General features: G+C 71.6%; 21 protein-coding genes. 11 read left to right on the forward strand and 10 right to left on the reverse strand.

Annotated features, from left to right (window positions below; all coding sequences use genetic code 11):
• Window positions 1-1,896 (forward strand): spermidine synthase (locus ACXVGS_RS08910; RefSeq protein ID WP_458536854.1); only part of this gene is annotated, 1,896 nt, incomplete at its 5' end.
• Between the two features lie 50 nt (window positions 1,897-1,946).
• Here the strand turns inward: ACXVGS_RS08910 and ychF are convergent.
• Entirely contained in the window at window positions 1,947-3,032 is a 1,086-nt protein-coding gene (ychF, locus tag ACXVGS_RS08915) for a redox-regulated ATPase YchF (RefSeq protein ID WP_458530172.1), read from the reverse strand.
• A gap of 105 nt (window positions 3,033-3,137) precedes the next feature.
• Entirely contained in the window at window positions 3,138-4,310 is a 1,173-nt protein-coding gene (locus tag ACXVGS_RS08920; RefSeq protein ID WP_458530173.1) for a S53 family peptidase, read from the reverse strand.
• Window positions 4,311-4,552: 242 nt separating this feature from the next.
• On the opposite strand from ACXVGS_RS08920, the gene ACXVGS_RS08925 reads away from it, so the two are divergent.
• A complete protein-coding gene (locus tag ACXVGS_RS08925) occupies window positions 4,553-5,755 on the forward strand; it encodes a DNA recombination protein RmuC (protein ID WP_458531993.1) in 1,203 nt (400 codons plus the stop codon).
• Here ACXVGS_RS08925 and ACXVGS_RS08930 read toward each other — a convergent pair.
• Entirely contained in the window at window positions 5,752-6,381 is a 630-nt protein-coding gene (locus ACXVGS_RS08930; protein ID WP_458530175.1) for a TetR/AcrR family transcriptional regulator, read from the reverse strand. The two genes, ACXVGS_RS08925 and ACXVGS_RS08930, sit on opposite strands and share 4 nt — an antisense overlap.
• Window positions 6,382-6,452: 71 nt before the next feature.
• Between ACXVGS_RS08930 and ACXVGS_RS08935 the strand changes: the two genes are divergently transcribed.
• Window positions 6,453-7,004, forward strand: a complete 552-nt coding sequence (locus ACXVGS_RS08935; protein WP_458536855.1) for a hypothetical protein — start codon at window positions 6,453-6,455, stop codon at window positions 7,002-7,004.
• A 56-nt stretch (window positions 7,005-7,060) separates the two neighbouring features.
• Here the strand turns inward: ACXVGS_RS08935 and ACXVGS_RS08940 are convergent, their stop codons facing one another.
• Window positions 7,061-8,080: a 4-hydroxy-3-methylbut-2-enyl diphosphate reductase gene (locus tag ACXVGS_RS08940; protein WP_458530177.1), complete on the reverse strand. Its 1,020-nt coding sequence runs from the start codon at window positions 8,078-8,080 to the stop codon at window positions 7,061-7,063.
• A gap of 156 nt (window positions 8,081-8,236) precedes the next feature.
• Between ACXVGS_RS08940 and xseA the strand changes: the two genes are divergently transcribed.
• Together xseA and ACXVGS_RS08950 are read left to right on the forward strand one after the other, a co-directional pair.
• The gene (xseA, locus tag ACXVGS_RS08945) at window positions 8,237-9,472 is read left to right on the forward strand and encodes an exodeoxyribonuclease VII large subunit (RefSeq protein WP_458534395.1); all 1,236 of its coding nucleotides are present in this window, start codon (window positions 8,237-8,239) and stop codon (window positions 9,470-9,472) included.
• Window positions 9,473-9,535: 63 nt separating this feature from the next.
• A complete protein-coding gene (locus tag ACXVGS_RS08950; RefSeq protein ID WP_458536856.1) occupies window positions 9,536-9,778 on the forward strand; it encodes an exodeoxyribonuclease VII small subunit in 243 nt (80 codons plus the stop codon).
• Window positions 9,779-9,793: 15 nt separating this feature from the next.
• Here the strand turns inward: ACXVGS_RS08950 and ACXVGS_RS08955 are convergent, their stop codons facing one another.
• Window positions 9,794-10,378 (reverse strand): DUF4245 domain-containing protein, encoded by a 585-nt coding sequence (locus ACXVGS_RS08955; protein WP_458530180.1) that lies wholly within the window; start codon window positions 10,376-10,378, stop codon window positions 9,794-9,796.
• A gap of 123 nt (window positions 10,379-10,501) precedes the next feature.
• Here ACXVGS_RS08955 and glpX point away from each other — a divergent pair, with 123 nt between their 5' ends.
• Both glpX and ACXVGS_RS08965 read left to right on the forward strand, forming a co-directional pair.
• Window positions 10,502-11,545, forward strand: a complete 1,044-nt coding sequence (gene glpX, locus ACXVGS_RS08960; RefSeq protein ID WP_458536857.1) for a class II fructose-bisphosphatase — start codon at window positions 10,502-10,504, stop codon at window positions 11,543-11,545.
• Window positions 11,546-11,549: 4 nt separating this feature from the next.
• Entirely contained in the window at window positions 11,550-12,470 is a 921-nt protein-coding gene (locus tag ACXVGS_RS08965; protein ID WP_458529542.1) for a carbohydrate kinase family protein, read from the forward strand.
• Window positions 12,471-12,510: 40 nt separating this feature from the next.
• Here the strand turns inward: ACXVGS_RS08965 and ACXVGS_RS08970 are convergent, their stop codons facing one another.
• The gene (locus ACXVGS_RS08970; RefSeq protein WP_458529543.1) at window positions 12,511-13,185 is read right to left on the reverse strand and encodes a hypothetical protein; all 675 of its coding nucleotides are present in this window, start codon (window positions 13,183-13,185) and stop codon (window positions 12,511-12,513) included.
• 158 nt (window positions 13,186-13,343) lie between these two features.
• Between ACXVGS_RS08970 and ACXVGS_RS08975 the strand changes: the two genes are divergently transcribed.
• Both ACXVGS_RS08975 and ACXVGS_RS08980 read left to right on the forward strand, forming a co-directional pair.
• Window positions 13,344-15,023, forward strand: a complete 1,680-nt coding sequence (locus ACXVGS_RS08975; RefSeq protein ID WP_458536858.1) for a fumarate hydratase — start codon at window positions 13,344-13,346, stop codon at window positions 15,021-15,023.
• Window positions 15,020-15,667, forward strand: coding sequence for a carbonic anhydrase (locus ACXVGS_RS08980; RefSeq protein WP_458529545.1), 648 nt, complete (start codon window positions 15,020-15,022; stop codon window positions 15,665-15,667). Before ACXVGS_RS08975 ends, ACXVGS_RS08980 begins: the two co-directional genes overlap by 4 nt.
• 63 nt (window positions 15,668-15,730) lie before the next feature.
• On the opposite strand, the gene ACXVGS_RS08985 is transcribed toward ACXVGS_RS08980, so the two are convergent.
• On the reverse strand, window positions 15,731-16,153 hold the full coding sequence (locus tag ACXVGS_RS08985; protein WP_141789323.1) for an Ohr family peroxiredoxin: 423 nt from the start codon (window positions 16,151-16,153) through the stop codon (window positions 15,731-15,733).
• A 124-nt stretch (window positions 16,154-16,277) separates the two neighbouring features.
• Between ACXVGS_RS08985 and ACXVGS_RS08990 the strand changes: the two genes are divergently transcribed.
• A complete protein-coding gene (locus ACXVGS_RS08990) occupies window positions 16,278-17,111 on the forward strand; it encodes an MOSC domain-containing protein (RefSeq protein ID WP_458529546.1) in 834 nt (277 codons plus the stop codon).
• A 96-nt stretch (window positions 17,112-17,207) separates the two neighbouring features.
• Here ACXVGS_RS08990 and glmM read toward each other — a convergent pair whose 3' ends face one another.
• From glmM to rplM, 3 genes are all read right to left on the reverse strand, one after another.
• Window positions 17,208-18,554 (reverse strand): phosphoglucosamine mutase, encoded by a 1,347-nt coding sequence (gene glmM / locus ACXVGS_RS08995; RefSeq protein WP_458529547.1) that lies wholly within the window; start codon window positions 18,552-18,554, stop codon window positions 17,208-17,210.
• A 168-nt stretch (window positions 18,555-18,722) separates the two neighbouring features.
• On the reverse strand, window positions 18,723-19,229 hold the full coding sequence (gene rpsI, locus ACXVGS_RS09000) for a 30S ribosomal protein S9 (RefSeq protein WP_141789326.1): 507 nt from the start codon (window positions 19,227-19,229) through the stop codon (window positions 18,723-18,725).
• A gap of 45 nt (window positions 19,230-19,274) precedes the next feature.
• Complete coding sequence (rplM, locus tag ACXVGS_RS09005) at window positions 19,275-19,718, reverse strand: 50S ribosomal protein L13 (protein WP_458536859.1); 444 nt, start codon at window positions 19,716-19,718, stop codon at window positions 19,275-19,277.
• A gap of 244 nt (window positions 19,719-19,962) precedes the next feature.
• Between rplM and ACXVGS_RS09010 the strand changes: the two genes are divergently transcribed.
• Window positions 19,963-20,532, forward strand: coding sequence for a winged helix-turn-helix domain-containing protein (locus tag ACXVGS_RS09010; protein WP_458529548.1), 570 nt, complete (start codon window positions 19,963-19,965; stop codon window positions 20,530-20,532).

Genomic DNA, 20,532 nt, shown 5'->3' on the forward strand with positions numbered 1-20,532 from the left:
TCCTCGAACAACCTCTACCTGGTCCACCTGACCAACTTCGTCCTGCTCGCCAGCTTCCTCGGGATCGGTCTGGGGTTCCTGCGCGCCAACGCGACTCGAGACCTCTTCCCGCTGGCGCCGGTCCTGCTCGCCGCTCTCGTCGGCTTCGTGCTGGCCTTTCCCGTGCGGACGGGCACGGGCCGGGGCGGGAGCTGGCAGCTCATCGGGCTCTTCGGTATGCCGCCGCTGCCCCGGCCGCTGAGCCTGGCCGTCGTGTTCCTGCTCACCGTGGGCGTGCTGATGGCGCTGGCGCAGGAGGCGGCACGCGCGTTCGCGTCGTTCGCTCCGCTTGACGCCTATCGGCTCGACATCTTCGGCAGCCTGACCGGGATCGTGACGTTCGCTGCACTGTCGTTCCTTCGGCTGCCGCCCCTGGGCTGGGCGGTGTCGGCGGCAGCGGCTTTCGCAGTGCTGCTGGGCCGCCGGGTGCGCGGATGGCCCACTGCCGCCATCGCCGCCCTGGTGCTGATGCTCGGCGCCGAGTCCTTGCTGGGCACCTACCAGTGGTCGCCGTACTACAAGATCCACACCCAGGAGCTGGCCGGCGGCCTGGTCCGCATCGAGGTGAACAACACCCCACTGCAGACGGCGCTCCCGGTGGCGGAGATCCGCCGCCGCTCCCAGTTCTACTTCTATCCCTACACCTACGCCGCGTCCCGCCGGGACGTGCTGGTGATCGGCGCGGGCACCGGCAACGACGTGGCGGTCGCGCTCGAACAGGGCGCGCAGCGGGTCGACGCCGTCGAGATCGACCCCGTCCTGATTCAGATCGGTCGCGACCGCCACCCGGACCGGCCCTATTCCGACCCCCGGGTGATAACGCACGTCGACGACGGGCGGGCGTTCATGGAGCGAACCGACCGGCGCTACGACCTCATCCTGCTGGCGTTGCCGGACTCCGCGACCATCGTCACCGGCCAGTCGGCGCTGCGGCTGGAGAACTACCTGTTCACCACCCAGGCGCTGGAGCGGGCCCGGTCGCTACTGAAGCCGGATGGCACCTTCGCGATGTACAACTACTACGAGCCATGGCTGCTCGACCGCTACGCAAACACCGTCCGTACCGTCTACGGCTCGGCTCCATGCGTCCAGCTCGGCCCAAGCTATGGCCCGCGCCAGCAGGCGGTCCTCACCCTGCGCCGGGACGGTAGCACCGGCGGCTGCACGACCACCTGGTCGCCGCACGGCACGGCGCTCGAGCCATCTGTGGACGACCGGCCGTTCCCCTACCTCGGGACGCGCTCGATCCCGTCGTTCTACCTGTGGATGCTGGGCCTGGTGTTGCTGGCTTCAGTCGTCCTGGTGCGCACCGTCGTCGGTCCGCTGCGCACCATGGCGCCGTACGTCGACCTGTTCTTCATGGGTGCCGCGTTCCTGCTGCTGGAGACCAAGAACGTGGTTCAGTTCGCGCTGCTCTTCGGGACGACCTGGGCCGTGAACGCAGCGGTCTTCGCCGGGGTGCTGCTCAGCGTGCTCGCGGCGATCGAGGTCGCCCAGCGGGTGACCATCCGTCGGCCACTGCTGCTCTATGCCGGTCTGCTCGCCGCTCTCGCCGCTGCCTGGCTGATCCCGCAAGATGCGCTGCTCGGCCTGTCGCTCGTCCCCAGGTTCCTCGCCGCGGTCACGATCGCGTTCCTGCCGATCTTCCTGGCCAACCTGATCTTCGCGGTCCGGTTCAAGGGGGTTGGCGCCACGACGGTGGCCTTCGGGGCGAACCTGCTCGGGGCCATGGTCGGCGGCTCGGTGGAGTACCTCGCCCTCGTCCTGGGGTACAACGCGCTGCTCGTCGTGGTGGCCGTGCTCTACGGGCTGGCCCTGCTGACCGGGCGGCGGCACCTGGTCGCAGCTCGGGCCTGAGACCTTGTTGGTGGCCGCACTAGACCCCTGACCTGCGGAAACGTCAGCTTCTACACGTTGAAGCGGAACTCCACCACGTCGCCGTCGGCCATGACGTACTCCTTGCCCTCCATGCGGACCTTGCCGCGGGCCTTGGCCTCGTTCATCGAGCCGGCTTCGACCAGGTCGTCGAAGGAGACGATCTCGGCCTTGATGAACCCACGCTGGAAGTCGGTGTGGATGACACCGGCGGCCTGCGGTGCGGTCCAGCCCTTGTGGATCGTCCAGGCGCGAGCCTCCTTCGGCCCGGCCGTGAGGTAGGTCTGCAGCCCCAGGGTGTGGAAGCCCTTGTGCGCCAGCTGGTTCAGGCCGGGCTCGGCCACGCCGACCGACTCCAGCAGCTCGCGCGCCTCCTCCTCGTCGAGCTCGGCGAGCTCGGACTCCAGCTTGGCGTTGAGGAATATCGCGTCGGCGGGCGCGACGAGGGCGGACAGGTCGGCTTGCAGCGTCTCGTCGGTGAGCTGCCCCTCGTCGATGTTGAAGACGTAGAGGAACGGCTTGGTCGTGAGCAGGCCGAGCTCGCGCACGTGCTCGGGGTCGACCCCGGAAGCCGCGCCCGCGGCATACAGGGTGTGGCCCTCCTCGAGGACCTTCTGGGCGGCGAGCGCGGTGTCGAGGACGGCCTTGTCGGTCTTCTTGCCCTTGACCTCCTTCTCGAGGCGCGGCACGGCCTTCTCGAGGGTCTGCAGGTCGGCGAGGATCAGCTCGGTGTGGATCGTCTCGATGTCGTCCTTGGGCGAGACCTTGCCCTCGACGTGGTGCACGTCGTCGTCGTGGAAGGCGCGGACCACCTGGCAGATCGCGTCGGCCTCACGGATGTTGGCCAGGAACTTGTTGCCCAGCCCCTCCCCCTCGGAGGCGCCGCGCACGATGCCGGCGATGTCGACGAAGGAGACCGTTGCCGGCAGGATCCGCTCGGAGGAGAAGATCTCGGCAAGCCTGCCCAGGCGCGGGTCCGGCAGCGGCACCACCCCGACGTTCGGCTCGATCGTCGCGAACGGGTAGTTCGCCGCGAGCACGTTGTTCTTGGTCAGGGCGTTGAAGAGGGTGGACTTGCCGACGTTGGGAAGTCCGACGATGCCGATAGTGAGAGCCACGGGGTCAGGAGTCTAGCCGCCAGGGCCGGTATGCCGTGAACGCAGCAGGAGGGCCCGGTCACCTGGACCGGGCCCTCCCATCGCGTCACGGGGCGTGCGTTCGGGTCAGAACGCGCTGGTGCCGTTCGGCGTGCCGAGGCCGGTCGGGCCGTCCCAGCCGGTGCCGGCGTGGCACCACACGGTGGTGGTGCAGGTGCCGTTGGAGCCGGAGGTCACGTCGTTCAGGCCGGAGGTGTGCGCCCAGGTGTAGGACGCCGGGTAGCCCGAGGTGTTGCCGGAGAGGGCGTAGACACTCGCGACGATCGGCGACGAGGCGCTGGTGCCGCCGTAGACCTGCCAGCCGCTGCGGCCCTGGTAGACGGTGGAGTCGTAGACCGCGACACCCGTGTTGGGGTCGGCCACGGCGGAGACGTCCGCGTTGGCCTTGCCCGAGCACTGGGTGGCCGAGGTCTGCCAGGTGGGCTTGGTGTTGAGCGTCGAGCAACCGCTGCCGGCGCCGCTCCACGCGCTCTCGCTCCAGCCGCGGCTGTTGGAGGCCTTGGTCAGGCTGGTGCCGCCGACCGCGACGACGGTCTTGAACGAGGCCGGGGACTCCACGCCGTAGCCGTTGTCACCGGTGGACGCGGTGATCGCGATGCCGGGGTGGTCATACGCCGACAGCTGCGAGCTGTCCGAGCCGCCGTAGCTGTTGCTGATGGCGACGACACCCTGCGTGGCGGCGTAGTTGACCGCAGCACCAAGGTCGGCGAATGACGACGAGTTGGCCTCGACGAGCAGGATCTTGCAGTCGGGGCAGGCCGCCGAGACCATGTCGACGTCCAGGCTGATCTCGGTCGCCCAGCCGGCGTCCGTCTTGGGCAGGCTCGTGGTACTGCCGGTCTGGCTCACCTTGCGGAAGCACCCGTTGGCCGTGGTGCACGCCGGCAGGCCGTACTGCGAGCGGTAGGTGCCGAGGTCGGCCTCGGCGGTCGGGTCGTTGTAGGCGTCGACGATGGCGACCGTGCGGCCACCGCTGGAGGCGCTGGTCAGGCCGTAGGCCGAGCGGATGTCGCTCGGGGCCAGGCCGCTCGGGGTCGCGTTCGCCACCGGCTTGCCCGCGGCGTCAGTGACGACGATCGCGTTGCAGCTGGCGTGGCCCGTGGCCGGCGCGGTACAGGTGTGCGCGGTCCGGTGGGCCGACCCGGTCGGGGACGGCTGGGCCATGGCGCTGGTGGTCGTGCCGACCAGCAGGGCCGCGGCGGCCGATCCGACCGCGACGGACAGGGTGAAGCGCTTCATGAGACCTCCAGGAAGGGTGGCCCGGGATGGGCCGCGGCGTGATCGTGTGCCGTGCGTCACCGCCTCCGCCATCCCAAACCGGCGTCCCTGACCCTTTTTGGCCCGCCTCACCGCAAACCCTGACGATCCCTTGACCGGGGGGAGGCAACTCGTTGGCGTCCGGGCCGGTGGCTGACACTTCCCGACAGTGGTGTCCGTGGCGGTGCGCCACCCTGTCGGTGCCCTCTGCCATGGTCTGGCGCATGGGAATCGCGTTGGCGTTGCTGGGAGGGCTCCTGCTGGGGGCCGTAGGTGCGGTGCTCGTCTGCCGCCTGGTCTTCGCAGGGCGCTCCGCCGCGCTGAGCACCGAGCGCGACCTGCTGCGTGAGCGCGTCGTCGACCTCGAGGCGGCCGTCAGCGACGACGCCCAGACCGCAACGATCCTCGCGCCACTGCGTGACGCCCTCGGCCGGGTGGAGCGCCAGGTCTCGACCCTCGAGCGCGACCGCGTCGAGCAGTTCAGCGCCCTGGGCCAGCAGCTCGCCAGCGTCACGACGACCACCGAGGCGCTGCGCTCCCAGACGGCGTCACTGGCCGGGTCGCTCAACGCCTCCACCGTCCGGGGCTCATGGGGTGAGGTGCAGCTGCGCCGGGTCCTCGAGCACGCCGGCATGCTGGCCCGGTGCGACTTCGACGAGCAGGTCAGCGCGATCAGCAGCCACGACAAGGGAATTCGCCCCGACGTGCTGGTCCGACTGCCCGGCGACAAGTGCCTCGTGGTGGACTCCAAGGCACCGATGACGGCGTTCCTCTCGGCCCAGAGCGACACCATCGAGGCCGCCGAGCGCACCCGCCTGCTCGCCACGCACGCAGCCTCGCTGCGCGGCCACGTCGAGCAGCTGAGCGCCAAGGCCTACTGGTCAGCCTTCTCCACCACACCCGAGATGGTCGTCTGCTTCGTGCCCGGCGACGCGATCCTGGCGGCCGCCCTGGCCGCCGACCCGGCGCTGCTCGAGCAGGCCATGAGCCGCAAGGTGGTCCTCGTCTCCCCCGGCACCCTGCTCGCGCTGCTGCGCACGGTCGCCTTCACGTGGCAGCAGGATGCGCTCACCACCAACGCCAAGGCGCTGCTCCAGCTCGGCACCCAGCTGTATGCCCGACTGGGCACGTTGGGCGCGCACGCCACGAAGATGGGGGCATCGCTGCAGAAGTCGGTGGAGAGCTACAACGCCATGGTCGGGGCGCTCGAGGCCCGCGTGCTGGTCACCGCCCGCAAGATGCACGACCTCGAGCTCGCCGACCAGCCGCTGCCCGAGCTCACCCCGCTCGAGGTCGCCCCCCGGCCGCTCACGGCCGGCGAGCTGCTCGACGCCCTGGACGACGAGGTACGCCGTTCCCAGCTGGACCTCGGCCACGACGTGCCCGACCACCGGGACGGAGCCGGGCCCCAGCGGTCTGCCTCCTAGCTTTCCGCCTGAGCCGCCGCCCGCGCAGCCAGGTCCTCCAGGTGCGCCAGCAGTGCTGCCCGGATGCGCTTGACCGGCATCAGCCTCGTGCCGAACGACCCGTGCAGGGCGAGGCCGTCGACGAGGGCGTGCAGGCGGTCCGTCTCCGTGACGGGGTCGACAGCCAGGGACGGTGACGAGGACCCCCCGTCACCGCGTCCGGCCAGCACCATCACCACGGACTCGGCCAGCCGCCGCAGGTCCCGGTGGGCCTGCTCGGTGAGCGGCCGCAGTCGGTCGTCGGTGCGCGCCGCGGCGACGAGGGCCATCCAGACCTCGGTCTCGGCACGACGCTGGGCATCGAGGGGCAGCACCTCCTCCAGCAGCGCCACCAGCCCGTCGAAGTCGACCGCCCCCTGCGCCCGTGCCTCCACCCGCGCCTGAACGCGCTCCGAGAGGGTGGCCATCGCGAACCCGATCAGGTCGCCCTGGCTGGAGAAGTAGTGCCGTACCGACCCGGCCGACCAGCCACCCTCGGCAGCCACGGAGCGCACGGAGGCCGCCGCGAAGCCGTCCCGCAGCACGATGCGCCACAGCGCGTCGGCGATGTGCGCGCGCCGCTCCTCATGGTCGACGACCTTGGGCATGACCCTTTGTAGCACGGCTGTGCTACGTTCTTTTTGGCACAGTCGTGTGAAATCTATAGGGGGATGCGGTCATGCTCGTCGGGGTCATCGTCGCCTGCGAGGTGCTCTTCTGGCTGGCCCTGGGGGCCGGGTTGGCGGCGCGCTACCTGGCGGGGCGCCGTCGCCTCGGCGCGGTGCTGCTCGCGGGGGCGCCCCTCGTCGACCTCATCCTGCTCACGGCCTCGGTCGTCGACCTGCGGCGCGGCGCCACTCCGTCCATCGCCCACGCCCTGGCCGGCGTCTACATCGGCGTCTCCGTGGGATTCGGCCACGACCTGGTGCGGTGGGCCGACGCCCGCTTCGTCCACCGGTTCGCGGGTGCCCCACGGCCGCCGGCACGCCCGACTCACGGCCGCACCCACGCCGCCCACGAGCGGGCAGGGTGGTATCGCCACGCCGTCGCCTGGGCGACTGGAAGCATCCTGCTGGGCCTTGCCTCGCTGCTCGTCGGCACGGAGCAGGGCAACGAGGTGTTCCTCGGCACGGCGGGCGCGTGGGGCCTGGTCCTCGCCGTGGACGCGGTGATCTCGTTCTCCTACACGCTCTTCCCGAAGCGAGCCGGCACCCGCTCCCCCCTCGGGTAGCCCTGGCCAGTCATGCGTAGTGCGTCCGCCAGGGCACACCGGCCCGCCGGCGGCGACTAGTGCAGCGAGCCGGCGTCGAGCGCGGACGGGTCGTGCCGGACCTTCTCCGGGTCCTGCCCGGAGAGCTTCTTCATGTCGCGGCGCAGCTCGTTGGGCAGGGCGAAGAGCAGGCTCTCCTCCGCCGAGACGACGGTCTCGACGTCGGCGTAGCCCCGCTCGGCCAGGAACGCCAGGACGTCCCGCACCAGCACCTCCGGCACGCTGGCGCCCGAGGTGACGCCCACCGTGCTGACCCCGTCGAGCCACGCCGGGTCGATCTCGTCGGCGTAGTCCACGAGGTGACCGGCCCCGGCGCCGTGCTCCAGCGCGACCTCGACGAGGCGCACGGAGTTGGAGGAGTTGCGTGACCCGACGACGATCATGAGGTCGGTGTCGGCGGCCATCTGCTTCACCGCGAGCTGGCGGTTCTGCGTGGCGTAGCAGATGTCGTCGCTCGGCGGGTCCTGCAGTGCCGGGAAGCGCTCGCGCAGGCGGCGCACCGTCTCCATGGTCTCGTCAACCGACAGCGTGGTCTGGGACAGCCACACGACCTTCTCCGGGTCGCGCACCTGCACGTTGGCCACGTCGTCCGGGCCGTCGACCAGGGTGATGTGCTCGGGCGCCTCGCCGGAGGTGCCGACGACCTCCTCGTGCCCCTCGTGGCCGATGAGCAGGATGTCGTAGTCGTCGTTGGCGAAGCGGACCGCCTCGCGGTGCACCTTGGTCACCAGCGGGCAGGTCGCGTCGATGGTCTTCAGCGACAGGGCCCTGGCCTCCTCGTGCACGATCGGCGCCACGCCGTGCGCGGAGAAGATGACGGTGGCACCTTCGGGCACCTCGTCGGTCTCGTCGACGAACACGGCACCGCGCTTCTGCAGCGTGGTCACCACGTGCTTGTTGTGCACGATCTCCTTGCGGACGTACACCGGCGGCCCGTAGAGCTCCAGGGCCTTCTCGACCGTCACCACCGCGCGGTCGACGCCGGCGCAGTAGCCGCGCGGGGCGGCGAGCAGGACACGCTTCGTCGAGTCAGTCACCGACCTATCGTAGGTCGGTCACGCCGTCGTCACGGTCCCGGGGACCCAGGTTCGGCCGGCCGCGCGGCTCGCGCCGCAACGGTGACCGCGGCTGCGACCCGGCCCGATCCGGCCGACCACCGGACCCGCGTCGGCGGCCCGACCTAAGGTTGCGCCGTGAGCAGTCCCGCCCCCCTCCCCGAGCGCGCAGCCGACACGACGGCTGAGCAGCCCTGGCCGGTGCGCCTCCTCAGCCTCAAGATCGCCGACTACGTCGACAAGATGTCGCCCCTGTGGGTCGAGGGGCAGGTCGTCCAGCTCAACCGGCGCCCCGGCGCGCCCACCGCCTACCTCACGCTGCGCGACGCCGACGTCGACATGTCGCTCAGCGTGACCATCCGGGTCACCGCGCTCGACGCCATGGCCGCCCCCCTCACCGACGGCGCCCGCGTCGTCATCCAGGCCAAGCCCACCTTCTGGACCAAGCGCGGCACGCTGCAGCTCGACGCCCGCCAGATCCGCCCCGTCGGCGTCGGCGAGCTGCTCGCCCGGCTCGAGCACCTCAAGCGCATGCTCGCCGCCGAGGGACTGTTCGACCGGGAGCGCAAGCGTCCCCTGCCCTTCCTGCCCCGCACCGTGGGCCTCATCTGCGGGCGGGCCAGCGCCGCGGAGAAGGACGTCGTCGAGAACGCCCGGCGCCGCTGGCCGGCCGTGCGCTTCGACATCCGGCAGGTCGCCGTCCAGGGCCCGGGCACCGTGCCTGAGGTGACCGAGGCACTGCGCAGCCTCGACGCCGAGCCCGAGGTCGACGTCATCGTCATCGCCCGCGGGGGCGGCTCCTTCGAGGACCTGCTCGGCTTCAGCAACGAGGCCCTGGTCCGGGCGGTGGCCGCGGCCCGGACCCCGGTGGTCAGCGCCATCGGCCATGACGTCGACACCCCGCTGCTCGACTTCGTCGCCGACTGGCGGGCCTCCACGCCGACTGACGCCGCCAAGCGGGTCGTCCCCGACGTCGCCGAGGAGCGCGCGACCCTGCAGACCGGGCGCGACCGGTGCCGGCGGGTCGTCGCCGGCCGGGTCGAGGCCGAGCGCCGGCACCTCACCGCCCTGATGTCGCGCCCGGTCATGGCCGACCCGCACGCCGTGGTGGCGGTGCACCGGCACGAGCTCGGCTCCCTGACCCACCGGGCGCGCCAGCGAGTGGAGACGAGCCTGCACCGCGCCACCGACCAGGTCGCGCACCTGCGGGCGCAGGTCCGGGCGCTCTCGCCGCAGGCCACCCTGGACCGCGGCTACGCCGTGGTCCAGCACGCCAGCGGGCACGTGGTCATGGACCGGGCCGAGGTCGAGGCGGACGAGCTGCTGCACGTGCGCGTGGCCCGCGGCGACTTCGGCGCCCGCGCGGTCGGCTGACGCGCGGGAGCGCCCCTGGTCGCCGGTGATGCGAAACCGACAATTGGGCCTAAGGTGAGGGACGTGGCAGCGAAGGATCAGCAGGGGCTCACCGACACCGAGGGCCAGTTCCCCGACATCGCGGAGCTGAGCTACGAACAGGCGCGTGACGAGCTCATCACCATCGTCGCGCGGCTGGAGTCCGGCCAGGTCGGTCTGGAGGAGAGCCTGGGGCTGTGGCAGCGCGGCGAGGCCCTCGCCGCCCACTGCAGCACCTGGCTCGACGGCGCCGAGGCCAAGCTCGGCAAGGTCAGCAGCGGCTCCTGAGCCGCGAGCGCCCGGTCAGCCGACCGGGCGAAGGCTGGCCGCGAAGGTGGCCAGCTCGTCATACGGCCCGGTGCCGGTGACGATCGTCGTGAGGTCCTTCGGGCCGGCCCCACGGCGCACCAGGGAGAACTGGACCTTGTCCTTGCGGTCGATCCTGGTCCACTCCTGGCCGGCAACCACCTGCGTCCCCTCCTTCGCGCCCCGGTTGGTCTCGGCATCCACCCACCCCTGGGTGGCGCCCTGCGTCTGCTCCAGGGCGATGTAGTCCCCCTGGGGCGACTGGTATCCCGCGTGCCAGGTCATCAGCCCGTCGGTCGAGCGCACGAAGCGCACGCTCGTCGCCCGCCACCCGTCGGGGAGCCCCTGCGGCTGGAGGATCGGCCACTTCGTCTCGGTCTTGACCTGCTGGGCGACGGATGTGACGTCGACCGGCGGCTGGGTGATGGCGTTGGGCCGGGGCACCATCGCCACCCACACCACGACGAAGCCGAGCACCACGAGCATGGAGATGACCATGCTGCGCAGGTTCCCCATGCCCCGGCGACGACCGCCCGGGGTCGGGGCAGGGCTGGCGCTGGCGGGCGAACTGGTGGCACTCACCCCTCCATCGTCCCCGACGACCGGCCGGGTGGTCGAACCGGCCCACCCGGCTGCCGGTCGGCGGCACCCCGGCGCACCGATAGAGTCGGGCTGTCGCCGCCACTGACGTCGGAGGAAGCCCGCATGTCCGAAGAGCACCTGCCCGCAGCCCTGAAGGTCGGCTACGAGCGCCACGACCGCAACCTGGCCCTGGAGCTGGTCCGGGTCACCGAGGCGGCCGCCATGGCGGCCGGCCGGTGGGTCGGCCGCGGCGACAAGAACGGCGCCGACGGCGCCGCCGTCGAGGCCATGCGCACGATGATCTCCACCGTGTCGATGAACGGCGTGGTCGTCATCGGCGAGGGCGAGAAGGACGACGCGCCCATGCTCTACAACGGCGAGCACGTCGGTGAGGGCACGGGCCCCGACGCTGACGTCGCCGTCGACCCCATCGACGGCACGACGTTGTGCGCCAAGGGCCAGAGCAACGCCATCGCCGTGCTCGCGGCCGCCGACCGCGGCACGATGTACGACCCGAGCGCCGTCTTCTACATGGACAAGCTCGTCACCGGCCCCGAGGCGGCCCACGTCGTCGACATCCGCCTGCCGGTCGCCGAGAACATCGCGCGGGTCGCCAGGGCCAAGGGCGACAACCCCTCCGACGTCACCGTGGTCATGCTCGACCGGCCCCGGCACCAGGGGCTCATGGAGCAGGTGCGCGCCACCGGCGCCCGCCTGCGGCTGATTTCCGACGGCGACGTGGCGGGCGCGATCATGGCCGCCCGCGAGGACACCGGCGTCGACCTGCTGCTGGGCACCGGCGGCACCCCCGAGGGGATCATCGCGGCCTGCGCGATCAAGTGCCTGGGCGGCGTGATCCAGGGCCGGCTCATGCCGCGCGACGACGCCGAGCGGCAGAAGGCGCTCGACGCCGGGCACGACCTGGACGCCGTCCTGTCGACCAACGACCTGGTCCGCGGCGAGAACTGCTTCTTCGTGGCCACCGGCATCACCGACGGCGAGCTGCTGCGCGGCGTGCGCTACCGCGCCGGCGGGGCCACGACGCACTCGCTGGTGATGCGCTCCAAGAGCGGCACGATCCGGGTGATCGAGAGCGAGCACAAGCTCTCCAAGCTGAGGGCCTACAGCGCCATCGACTTCGACCGCGCCACGCCCGCCCAGGGCTGACGCCGTGGCCGTCGCGCGCACCCTGGTCCTGGGCGAGGCGCTCGTGGACGTCGTCCACGAGCCCGACGGGTCGGTGCGTGAGCACCCCGGCGGCAGCCCGACCAACGTGGCGGTCGGCCTGGCCCGGCTGGGGCACCGCGTCGACCTGGCCACCCGCATCGGCACCGACGAGCGCGGCGACACCATCGTCGACCTCGTCGGCTCCGAGGGCATCACGCTGGTCGACGGCAGCCGGGTCCCGGCCTCGACCTCGGTCGCCGAGGCGACGCTGGACGGCACCGGCGCAGCGAGCTACCACTTCGACATCCACTGGGACCTGCCCGAGGCGGTGGACAGCTCCGGGGACGGCCATGTGCACACCGGCTCGATCGCGGCCGTGCTCGAGCCCGGCGCCGCCAAGGTGCTCGGCCTGATCCGGGCCACCCGCGAGCACGCCACGGTGTCCTACGACCCCAACGCGCGCCCCTCCCTCATGGGTGACCCGGCCGCGGCCCGCGAGCGCGTCGAGGCCCTCGTCGCCCTCAGCGACGTGGTCAAGGCCAGCGACGAGGACATCGCCTGGCTCTACGACCACGCCCCCATCCCGGAGGTACTGCGCCGCTGGGGCACCCTCGGCGCGGTCCTCACCGTCGTGACCCGCGCCCACGAGGGCGCCGTGGTCGGTCTGAGCACCTCCGGCCAGCTGGTCAGCGTCGGCGCGACCATGGTGGACGTCGTCGACACCGTCGGCGCCGGGGACTCGTTCATGTCCGGGCTGCTGTCCGGCCTGCTGGACGCCGAGCTGCTCGGCGACGCCGCGGCCCGCGCACGCCTGCGGTCCGCGACCCTGGCCGACATCCAGCCCGCCGTGCACCGCGCGCTCACCTGCGCGGCGGTCACCGTCTCGCGCGCTGGCGCCAACCCTCCGGGCCGGCACGAGCTCTGATCCGGTATGCCGGGTGCCCGCCGCGGGCGGTCCGCGCGGGTCAGCGGCCGCTGAGGTCCTTGTCCTGCATCTCCCAGGCGTGGTCGAGCACGTGCCAGGCGATGCGCCGCGCCGCGTAGCGCGGCGGCCAGCTCCTGCCCCGGCCCAGGCCGAGCTCCTCCCCCTGCCACGGCCGGCGCAGGACCGCGGCGATGTCGGCCCGCATCGCCGCGATGGCTTGCTCGCCCCCGACCTCGGGGGTCTTGTGGGCCACCCCGATCTTGCGGGCATAGGACTGCTCCGCGCCGAGCACGTGCGCCAGCATCGGGTCCCGGTCGCGCCCGCCTCCGCGTGGTCCACGGGCCAGCTCGGCCGAGGTCCCGGCCGCCACCTCGTCGAGCTCTGCCCAGGCCGCCTCCACGCAGCGAGCCAGCCGCTCCCCCTCCTCGTCGGTCACCGGGGCGGCGTCGCGACCGAGCACCGCGTCAATCGCCCCGAAGTCCGTGGTGGGCGTGCCGGGCACGCGTTCGACCACCTCGAACGTCACGTCGTCATCGGCGAAGTCCACCGGGAGCCCGGTGCGACGCGCTACGGGCAGGAACCGCGCGGCATACTCCGCGAGCGCGTCCAGCGCGCCCTCGTCCCCCTTGCCGGAGCGCGCCCAGCCGGGCCAGTCCAGCGTCACGGCGAACGTCCTCGCGCGTCCCTGCTCCAGGTAGACCGGGATCGGACCCATCACCCCTCCGGCGGCTCTCTCGTTGGATTGTTGGATCCTGCCATGAGGCCCCCACAGGGCGGAGGCGCAACCGTGATGCACGTCTCCACTGGTGTGCTCATTACTCTGGCCCTGTGGCGGGACACCGCTACCACCTGCAGTCACGCGAAGGAGCGCCCGTGCCCGAGTTCGTCTACGAGGACCTGCTACCCACCGGAGCCGACCAGACGGCATACCGCCTCCTCACCTCCGAGGGCGTGCGGACGGTGGAGGGGCCGGGCGGCCGCCAGTTCCTGGAGGTCGACCCGGAGGCGCTGCGCCTGCTGACCGAGACCGCGATGCACGACATCGCGCACTACCTGCGCCCGGCCCACCTGGCCCAGCTGCGCCGGATCATCGACGACCCGGACGCCAGCAACAACGACAAGTTCGTCGCCCTCGACCTGCTCAAGAACGCCAACATCGCCGCCGGCGGGGTGCTGCCGATGTGCCAGGACACCGGCACCGCGATCGTCATGGGCAAGCGCGGCCAGCACGTGCTGACCGAGGGGGCCGACGAGTCGGCGATCGCGCGCGGGGTGTTCGACGCCTACACCCGGCTCAACCTGCGCTACTCCCAGATGGCGCCCATCACGACGTGGGAGGAGAAGAACACCGGCTCCAACCTGCCCGCGCAGATCGAGCTCTACGCCGACACCGCGCCGGGGCACGAGCTGGCCTACAAGTTCCTGTTCATGGCCAAGGGCGGCGGCAGCGCCAACAAGTCCTTCCTCTACCAGGAGACCAAGGCCGTCCTGAACCCCGAGCGGATGCTGGCGTTCCTCGACGAGAAGCTGCGCTCGTTGGGCACCTCCGCCTGCCCGCCCTACCACCTGGCCATCGTCATCGGGGGCACCAGCGCCGAGTTCGCGCTCAAGACCGCCAAGTACGCCAGCGCCAAGTACCTCGACGAGCTGCCCCGCGAGGGCACCATCGCCGGGCACGGGTTCCGCGACACCGACCTCGAGGAGCAGGTGCTCGAGCTGACGCGCAGCTTCGGCATCGGCGCCCAGTTCGGCGGCAAGTACTTCTGCCACGACGTGCGCGTCATCCGACTGCCGCGCCACGGCGCCTCCCTGCCGATCGCGATCGCGGTGTCCTGCTCGGCCGACCGACAGGCGCTCGGCAAGATCACCCCCGAGGGCGTGTTCATCGAGGCGCTGGAGACCGACCCGGCGCGGTTCCTGCCCGAGACGACCGACGAGCACCTCGAGGACGACGCCGCGGCCGACGTCGTGCGCATCGACCTCAACCGGCCGATGGACGAGATCCGCGCCGAGCTGACCCGCCACCCGGTCAAGACCCGGCTGTCCCTGACCGGCCCGCTGGTCGTGGCCCGCGACATCGCCCACGCCAAGATCAAGGAGCGCCTCGACGCCGGCGAGGAGATGCCGCAGTACCTCAAGGACCACGCCGTCTACTACGCCGGGCCGGCCAAGACGCCCGAGGGCTACGCCAGCGGGTCGTTCGGCCCCACCACGGCAGGGCGGATGGACTCCTACGTGGAGCAGTTCCAGGCGGCCGGCGGCTCGATGGTGATGCTGGCCAAGGGCAACCGCTCGGGCCAGGTCACCAGCGCCTGCGAGGCCCACGGCGGCTTCTACCTCGGCTCGATCGGTGGCCCGGCCGCCCGGCTGGCGCAGGACTGCATCAAGAGCGTGGAGGTGCTGGAGTACCCCGAGCTCGGCATGGAGGCGGTGTGGAGGATCGAGGTGGAGGACTTCCCGGCCTTCATCGTCGTGGACGACAAGGGCAACGACTTCTTCGCGTCGGTGACCAAGCCGATGGCGATGTCGATCCAGAAGCGGCCGGGCCTGTGAGCGCGCACGAGGTCCGTCCAGGCACCCCGACCCAGGCGTGGTCCGAGCTCGAGCATGGCAACGCCCGCTTCGTCTCGGGCCGTCACGAGCACCCCAACCAGGACGTCGAGCGGCGCCACAGCCTCGCCGAGGGGCAGAAGCCGTTCGCGCTCGTGTTCGGCTGCGGCGACTCGCGCGTCGCGGCGGAGATCATCTTCGACCAGGGCCTGGGCGACCTGTTCGTCGTCCGCACCGCCGGCCACGTCGTCGACTCCGGCGTGCTGGGCTCCATCGAGTTCGGGGTCGGCGTGCTCGACATCCCGCTGGTGGTGGTCCTTGGCCACGACAGCTGTGGCGCCGTGGCCGCGACGATGAGCGCGGTCGAGCACGGCGTGCTTCCGGGCGGCTACATCCGCGACATCGTCGAGCGGGTCACCCCGAGCGTGCTGATCGCCCACCGCAAGGGCAAGACCGACCCCGATGCGGTGGAGGCCGAGCACGTGCGCCAGACCATCCGCCTGCTCGTCGAACGCTCCACGATCATCGGCGAGCGGGTGGCCGACGGCCGGCTCGCGGTGGTCGGCGCGACCTACGCGCTGGACGAGGGCCGCGCGCAGCTCGTCGAGGCGGTCGGCGACCTCGACTGGGACATCGAGCCGGAGTAGCCCGCAGGACGACGACACGGCCCGCCCAGGTGCCCCCGGGCGGGCCGTGTCGTGTCGCGAGGCTCAGGCCAGGCGCGCGGTGACGTCGATGTTGCCGCGGGTCGCCTTGGAGTAGGGGCAGAACTCGTGGGCGAGGTCAACCAGCTTGGCGGCCAGTGCGGGCTCGACCCCGGGCAGGTCGGCGACGAGCTCGACGGCCAGACCGAAGCCGGTGTCGGTCTTGCCGAAGGACACGGTCGCGGTGACCGTGGAGGCGCTGACGTCCACGCCCTCCTTGCCGGCCATGAACGCCAGCGCGCCGGAGAAGCAGGACGCGTAGCCCGCGGCGAACAGCGTCTCCGGGTTGGCCTTGGGCTCGCTGAAGCTGCCGGGGCGGGCCAGCTCGAAGTCGACCACGCCGTCCGCGCTGGTGACGCGGCCGCTGCGCCCGCCGGTGGCGGTGGCGGCAGTGGTGTAGGCGACCTCGGTGACTTCCTCGAACGGCATGCGTGACTCCCTGATCTGGGTGGGGGTGGACCCCGCCAGTATGCCGACCGCTCCCCTTCCGGTCCGTGGCCACCCTCCCCGCCGGCAGCCTCGCTCAGACCCCTCGACGTGGGACGATGCGCGAATGCGCTTGAGCCAGCTGCACATCCACCCCCTCAAAAGCGGGGCGATCCTGCCCGTCGAGCGCGCCAGGGTCGAGCCGTGGGGTCTGGCGGGCGACCGCCGCTGGATGGTCGTCGACGCCGACGGGGTGCTGCTGTCGGCCCGGGAGGAGCGCGCCCTGTTCACGGTGCACGCGAGCACGACCGAGCCCGGCGAAACCCTGACCCTCGAGGCGCCCGGTGCGCCCCGGCTCGAGGTTGACCGGCCCGAGGCCGCGCACGTCCCGGTCCGCCTGCACCGACACGAGCTGCTGGCCCGCCCGGCCGGCGCCGAGGCGGACGACTGGCTGGTCCGGGTGCTCGGACGCCCGGGGCTGCGCCTGGTGTGGTGCGACGACCCGACCCGCCGCTCCCCCAACCCGGCCTACGGCCGGCCGGGTGACAGCGTCGCCCTCGCGGACGGCTACCCCGTCACGCTCACCACCACCGCGTCGTTGCGCCAGCTCAACGACTGGATCACCGAGGCTGCGCTCGAGCGTGGCGAGTCGGCGCCCGATCCCCTTTCGATCCAACGGTTCCGGCCCAACCTGGTCATCGACGGAGTGGACCGGGCCTTCGCCGAGGACGACTGGAAGCGGGTGCGCATCGGCGAGGTGGAGCTGCGGGTCGTCAAGCACATCGACCGCTGCGTGATGACCACGATCGACCCTGAGGACCCGCACCGCCGGGACAAGGAGCCGATCCGCACCCTGTCCCGCCATCGCAAGTGGGACGGGGTCACGTGGTTCGGCCGCCAGCTGATCCCCGACACCGTGGGCACCCTGCACGTGGGTGACGAGCTCACCGTCCTGGACTGACCCCGGGCACGACGAAGGGCCCGGCACGACGAAGGGGCCCGGCAAGACGAAGGGCCCGGCCCCGATGTGGGGCCGGGCCGACGCGTCCTCGGTGGCTCAGAGAGCCAGGTGCTTCTCCACCACGGCGGCCAGGCGCTCGGCAGCCTCGGTCGCACGGTCCTCGTTGTCCGCCTCGACCATGACGCGGACCACCGGCTCGGTGCCGGACTTGCGCAGCAGGACGCGGCCCGTCCCGGCCAGCTCGGCCTCGACGGCCTGCACCTCGGCCTGGACGTCCTCGTGGTCGTCGACGCGGTTCTTGTCGACGCCCTTGACGTTGATCATGACCTGCGGGAGACGGGTCATCACCGAGGCGAGGTCCTGCAGGCTACGGCCGGTCTCCGCCACGCGGGAGGCGAGCAGCAGGCCGGTCAGCACCCCGTCACCCGTCGTGCCGTGGTCCAGGGCGATGACGTGCCCGGACTGCTCGCCGCCGAGGGAGAGCTTCGAGGCCTTCATCTCCTCGAGCACGTAGCGGTCCCCGACCGCGGTCTGCTTGACGGTGATGCCCTCTCGCTCCAGCGCCTGGAACATGCCGAGGTTGCTCATGACCGTCGTGACCAGCGTGTCCTGGGCCAGGGTGCCGTGGTCGCGCATGGCCAGGGACAGGATCGCCATGATCTGGTCGCCGTCGACGACCTCACCGCGGGCGTCGACAGCCAGGCAGCGGTCGGCGTCGCCGTCGTGGGCGACACCGAGGTCGGCGCCGTGCTCGACGACCGCCTTGCGCAGGTTGTCCAGGTGGGTCGAGCCGTAGCCGTCGTTGATGTTGAGCCCGTCAGGCTCGCCCCCGATGACCACGATGTCGGCCCCGGCCCGGCGGAACGCCTCCGGGGAGACCTCGCTGGCCGCGCCATGGGCCGCGTCGATGACCACGCGCAGGCCGTCGAGGCGGTGCGGCAGTGCCGACAGCAGGTGCTCGACGTAGCGCTCGGCACCCCCCTCGAAGGTGCGCAGGCGGCCGACCCGGGCTCCGGTCGGGCGGTCCCACGGCTCGCGCATGCGGGCCTCGATGGCGTCCTCGACGTCGTCGGGGAGCTTGTGCCCGCCGCGGGCGAAGAACTTGATGCCGTTGTCGGGCATGGCGTTGTGCGAGGCCGACAGCATCACGCCGAGGTCGGCGTCGGAGTCGGCGGTCAGGAACGCGATCGCCGGGGTCGGCAGCACACCCGCGTCGAGCACGTCGACGCCGGCGGACAGCAGGCCGGCGGTCACGGCAGCCGCGAGGAACTCCCCCGACGCACGGGGGTCACGGCCCAGCACGGCGCGGGGGCGGTGCCCCTCGAAGGCGCCGGCCTCAGCCAGCACGTGGGCCGCAGCGACGGACAGGTCCAGGGCGAGCTCGGCAGTGACGTCGCGGTTCGCGAGCCCGCGAACGCCGTCGGTGCCAAAGAGTCGAGCCACGAGTTCAGCCTCTCGGTGGAGTCATCCCACGCACCGGGCCACCCGCCATACGGCAGGGGCGGGCGGTGCGGGGCATCTGTGGAAACGTACCCCCAAAACCGCAGTGGCGGCTCCGAAGGCCTGCACGCGTGCAGGGTCCGAAGCCGCCACTGGCGGGACTGCGATGGATCAGCGCTTGCTGTACTGAGGCGCCTTGCGGGCCTTCTTCAGACCAGCCTTCTTGCGCTCCGGGACACGGGCGTCACGGGTCAGGAAGCCGGCCTTCTTCAGCGTCGGGCGGTTGGCCTCGGCGTCGACCTCGTTGAGCGAACGGGCCACACCCAGACGCACGGCGCCGGCCTGGCCGGAGGGGCCACCACCGTGGACGCGCACGAGCACGTCGTAGGAGCCGTCGAGCTCGAGCACCTTCAGGGGCTCGTTGACGATCTGCTGGTGGACCTTGTTCGGGAAGTACTCATCCAGCGTGCGGCCGTTGATCTTCCACTCGCCGGTGCCGGGGACGATGCGCACGCGGGCGATGGCCTGCTTGCGACGGCCGGTGCCGGCGCCGGGGGCGGTGACGACCGGGCGGCGCGCCTCTGCCGCGGCCGGGGCCTCGGACTCGCTGGTGTAGTTGGAAAGCTCCTGCTCGTCGCCCGCGATGTCAGCGGTGTCGACGGGGGTGGTGTCAGCCACGATTCTCCTCGTTCGTTTTCTGCACAGGTCTGGCGGGAGCCGGACTTACTGCGCGACCTGTGAGATCTCGAAGGGCACCGGCTTCTGGGCCTGGTGCGGGTGGGTGTCGCCGGCGTAGACCTTCAGCTTGGACAGCTGCTGGCGGCCGAGGGAGTTCTTGGGGATCATGCCGCGGATGGCCTTCTCGACGGCCTTCTCGGGGCTCTTGGCGAGCAGCTCCTGGTAGGTCGTGGCCTTCAGGCCGCCCGGGAAGCCGGAGTGGCGGTACGCCTTCTTCTTCTCCAGCTTGGCGCCGGTGAGGGCGACCTTGTCGGCGTTGATGATGATGACGAAGTCACCGGTGTCGACGTGCGGGGCGAAGGTCGGCTTGTGCTTGCCCCGCAGGAGGATCGCGGTCTGGCTCGCGAGGCAGCCAAGGACGACGTCAGTCGCGTCGATGACGTGCCAGGCGCGGGTGACCTCGCTGGCCTTGGGGGTGTACGTACGCACGGTTATGCCTTCGTTCTCTCGTGATGACTCAACGACGTGGAGTGCGCTCCGCCCGGCGGACCGGGGGCCTGCGACCCACGGGCCGCCAGTTGCACAACGAGAGATGAGTTTACCGACGCCCCGAAGAGGCCTCCAAATCCTCGCCCTCACCCGGGATCTGAGCACGAATCCGCCGGTCAGCGGCCGCGTGGGGGCTTCCTGAGCCCGTTTGTGCAAACAGATTGTGCACAAGTATTGTGCATTCGTGACCACGTCCTCCGCCTCCTTCCACGTCGACGGGCCGGGCCTGCGGGTGCTGGCCCACCCGGTCCGCGCGCGGGTCATGGCCGAGCTGCGTGGCGCCGGCCCGGCCACCGCGACCGCCCTGGCGGCGCGGCTGCGCACCAACACCGGCGCGACGAGCTACCACCTGCGCAAGCTCGCCGAGGTCGGCCTCGTGGTCGACACCGGTGAGGGCACGGGCCGGCGCCGGCTGTGGGCGGCCAGCCCCGGCGGCAGCCCCCGCCCCGAACCCGCCGACGACGGCGACGACGACGCCGCCCTGGACTGGCTGGCCCGCGACTACGTGCAGCACTTCGCCGAGAAGTCCCAGGACTGGCTGGACACCCGCGCGGACTGGCCCGCGGACTGGCAGGAGCAGGTGGGGCTGGAGGACCACCTCGTGCTCGTCACCCCGGCCCAGCTCGCGAGCCTGCGCGGCGAGCTGCACGACCTGCTCGAGCGCTACCGCCGCGTCGGCGCCGGCAACCCGCAGGCCAAGCGGGTCACGGTCTACACCTGCCCCCTGCCGGTCGACCCACCCCGGCGCAGCTGA

The sequence above is a fragment of the Oryzihumus sp. genome, from assembly GCF_054325275.1.

Excerpts from the sequence above, each read along its gene's own strand:
- ACXVGS_RS08935 (WP_458536855.1), top strand. The coding sequence starts at position 6,453 with ATGCTCGTCGGGGTCATCGTCGCCTGCGAGGTGCTCTTCTGGCTGGCC.
- ACXVGS_RS08970 (WP_458529543.1), bottom strand. The coding sequence starts at position 13,185 with ATGGGTCCGATCCCGGTCTACCTGGAGCAGGGACGCGCGAGGACGTTC.
- glpX (WP_458536857.1), top strand. The coding sequence starts at position 10,502 with ATGTCCGAAGAGCACCTGCCCGCAGCCCTGAAGGTCGGCTACGAGCGC.
- ACXVGS_RS08930 (WP_458530175.1), bottom strand. The coding sequence starts at position 6,381 with ATGCCCAAGGTCGTCGACCATGAGGAGCGGCGCGCGCACATCGCCGAC.
- ACXVGS_RS08985 (WP_141789323.1), bottom strand. The coding sequence starts at position 16,153 with ATGCCGTTCGAGGAAGTCACCGAGGTCGCCTACACCACTGCCGCCACC.
- ACXVGS_RS08925 (WP_458531993.1), top strand. The coding sequence starts at position 4,553 with ATGGGAATCGCGTTGGCGTTGCTGGGAGGGCTCCTGCTGGGGGCCGTA.
- ACXVGS_RS08920 (WP_458530173.1), bottom strand. The coding sequence starts at position 4,310 with ATGAAGCGCTTCACCCTGTCCGTCGCGGTCGGATCGGCCGCCGCGGCC.
- ACXVGS_RS08990 (WP_458529546.1), top strand. The coding sequence starts at position 16,278 with ATGCGCTTGAGCCAGCTGCACATCCACCCCCTCAAAAGCGGGGCGATC.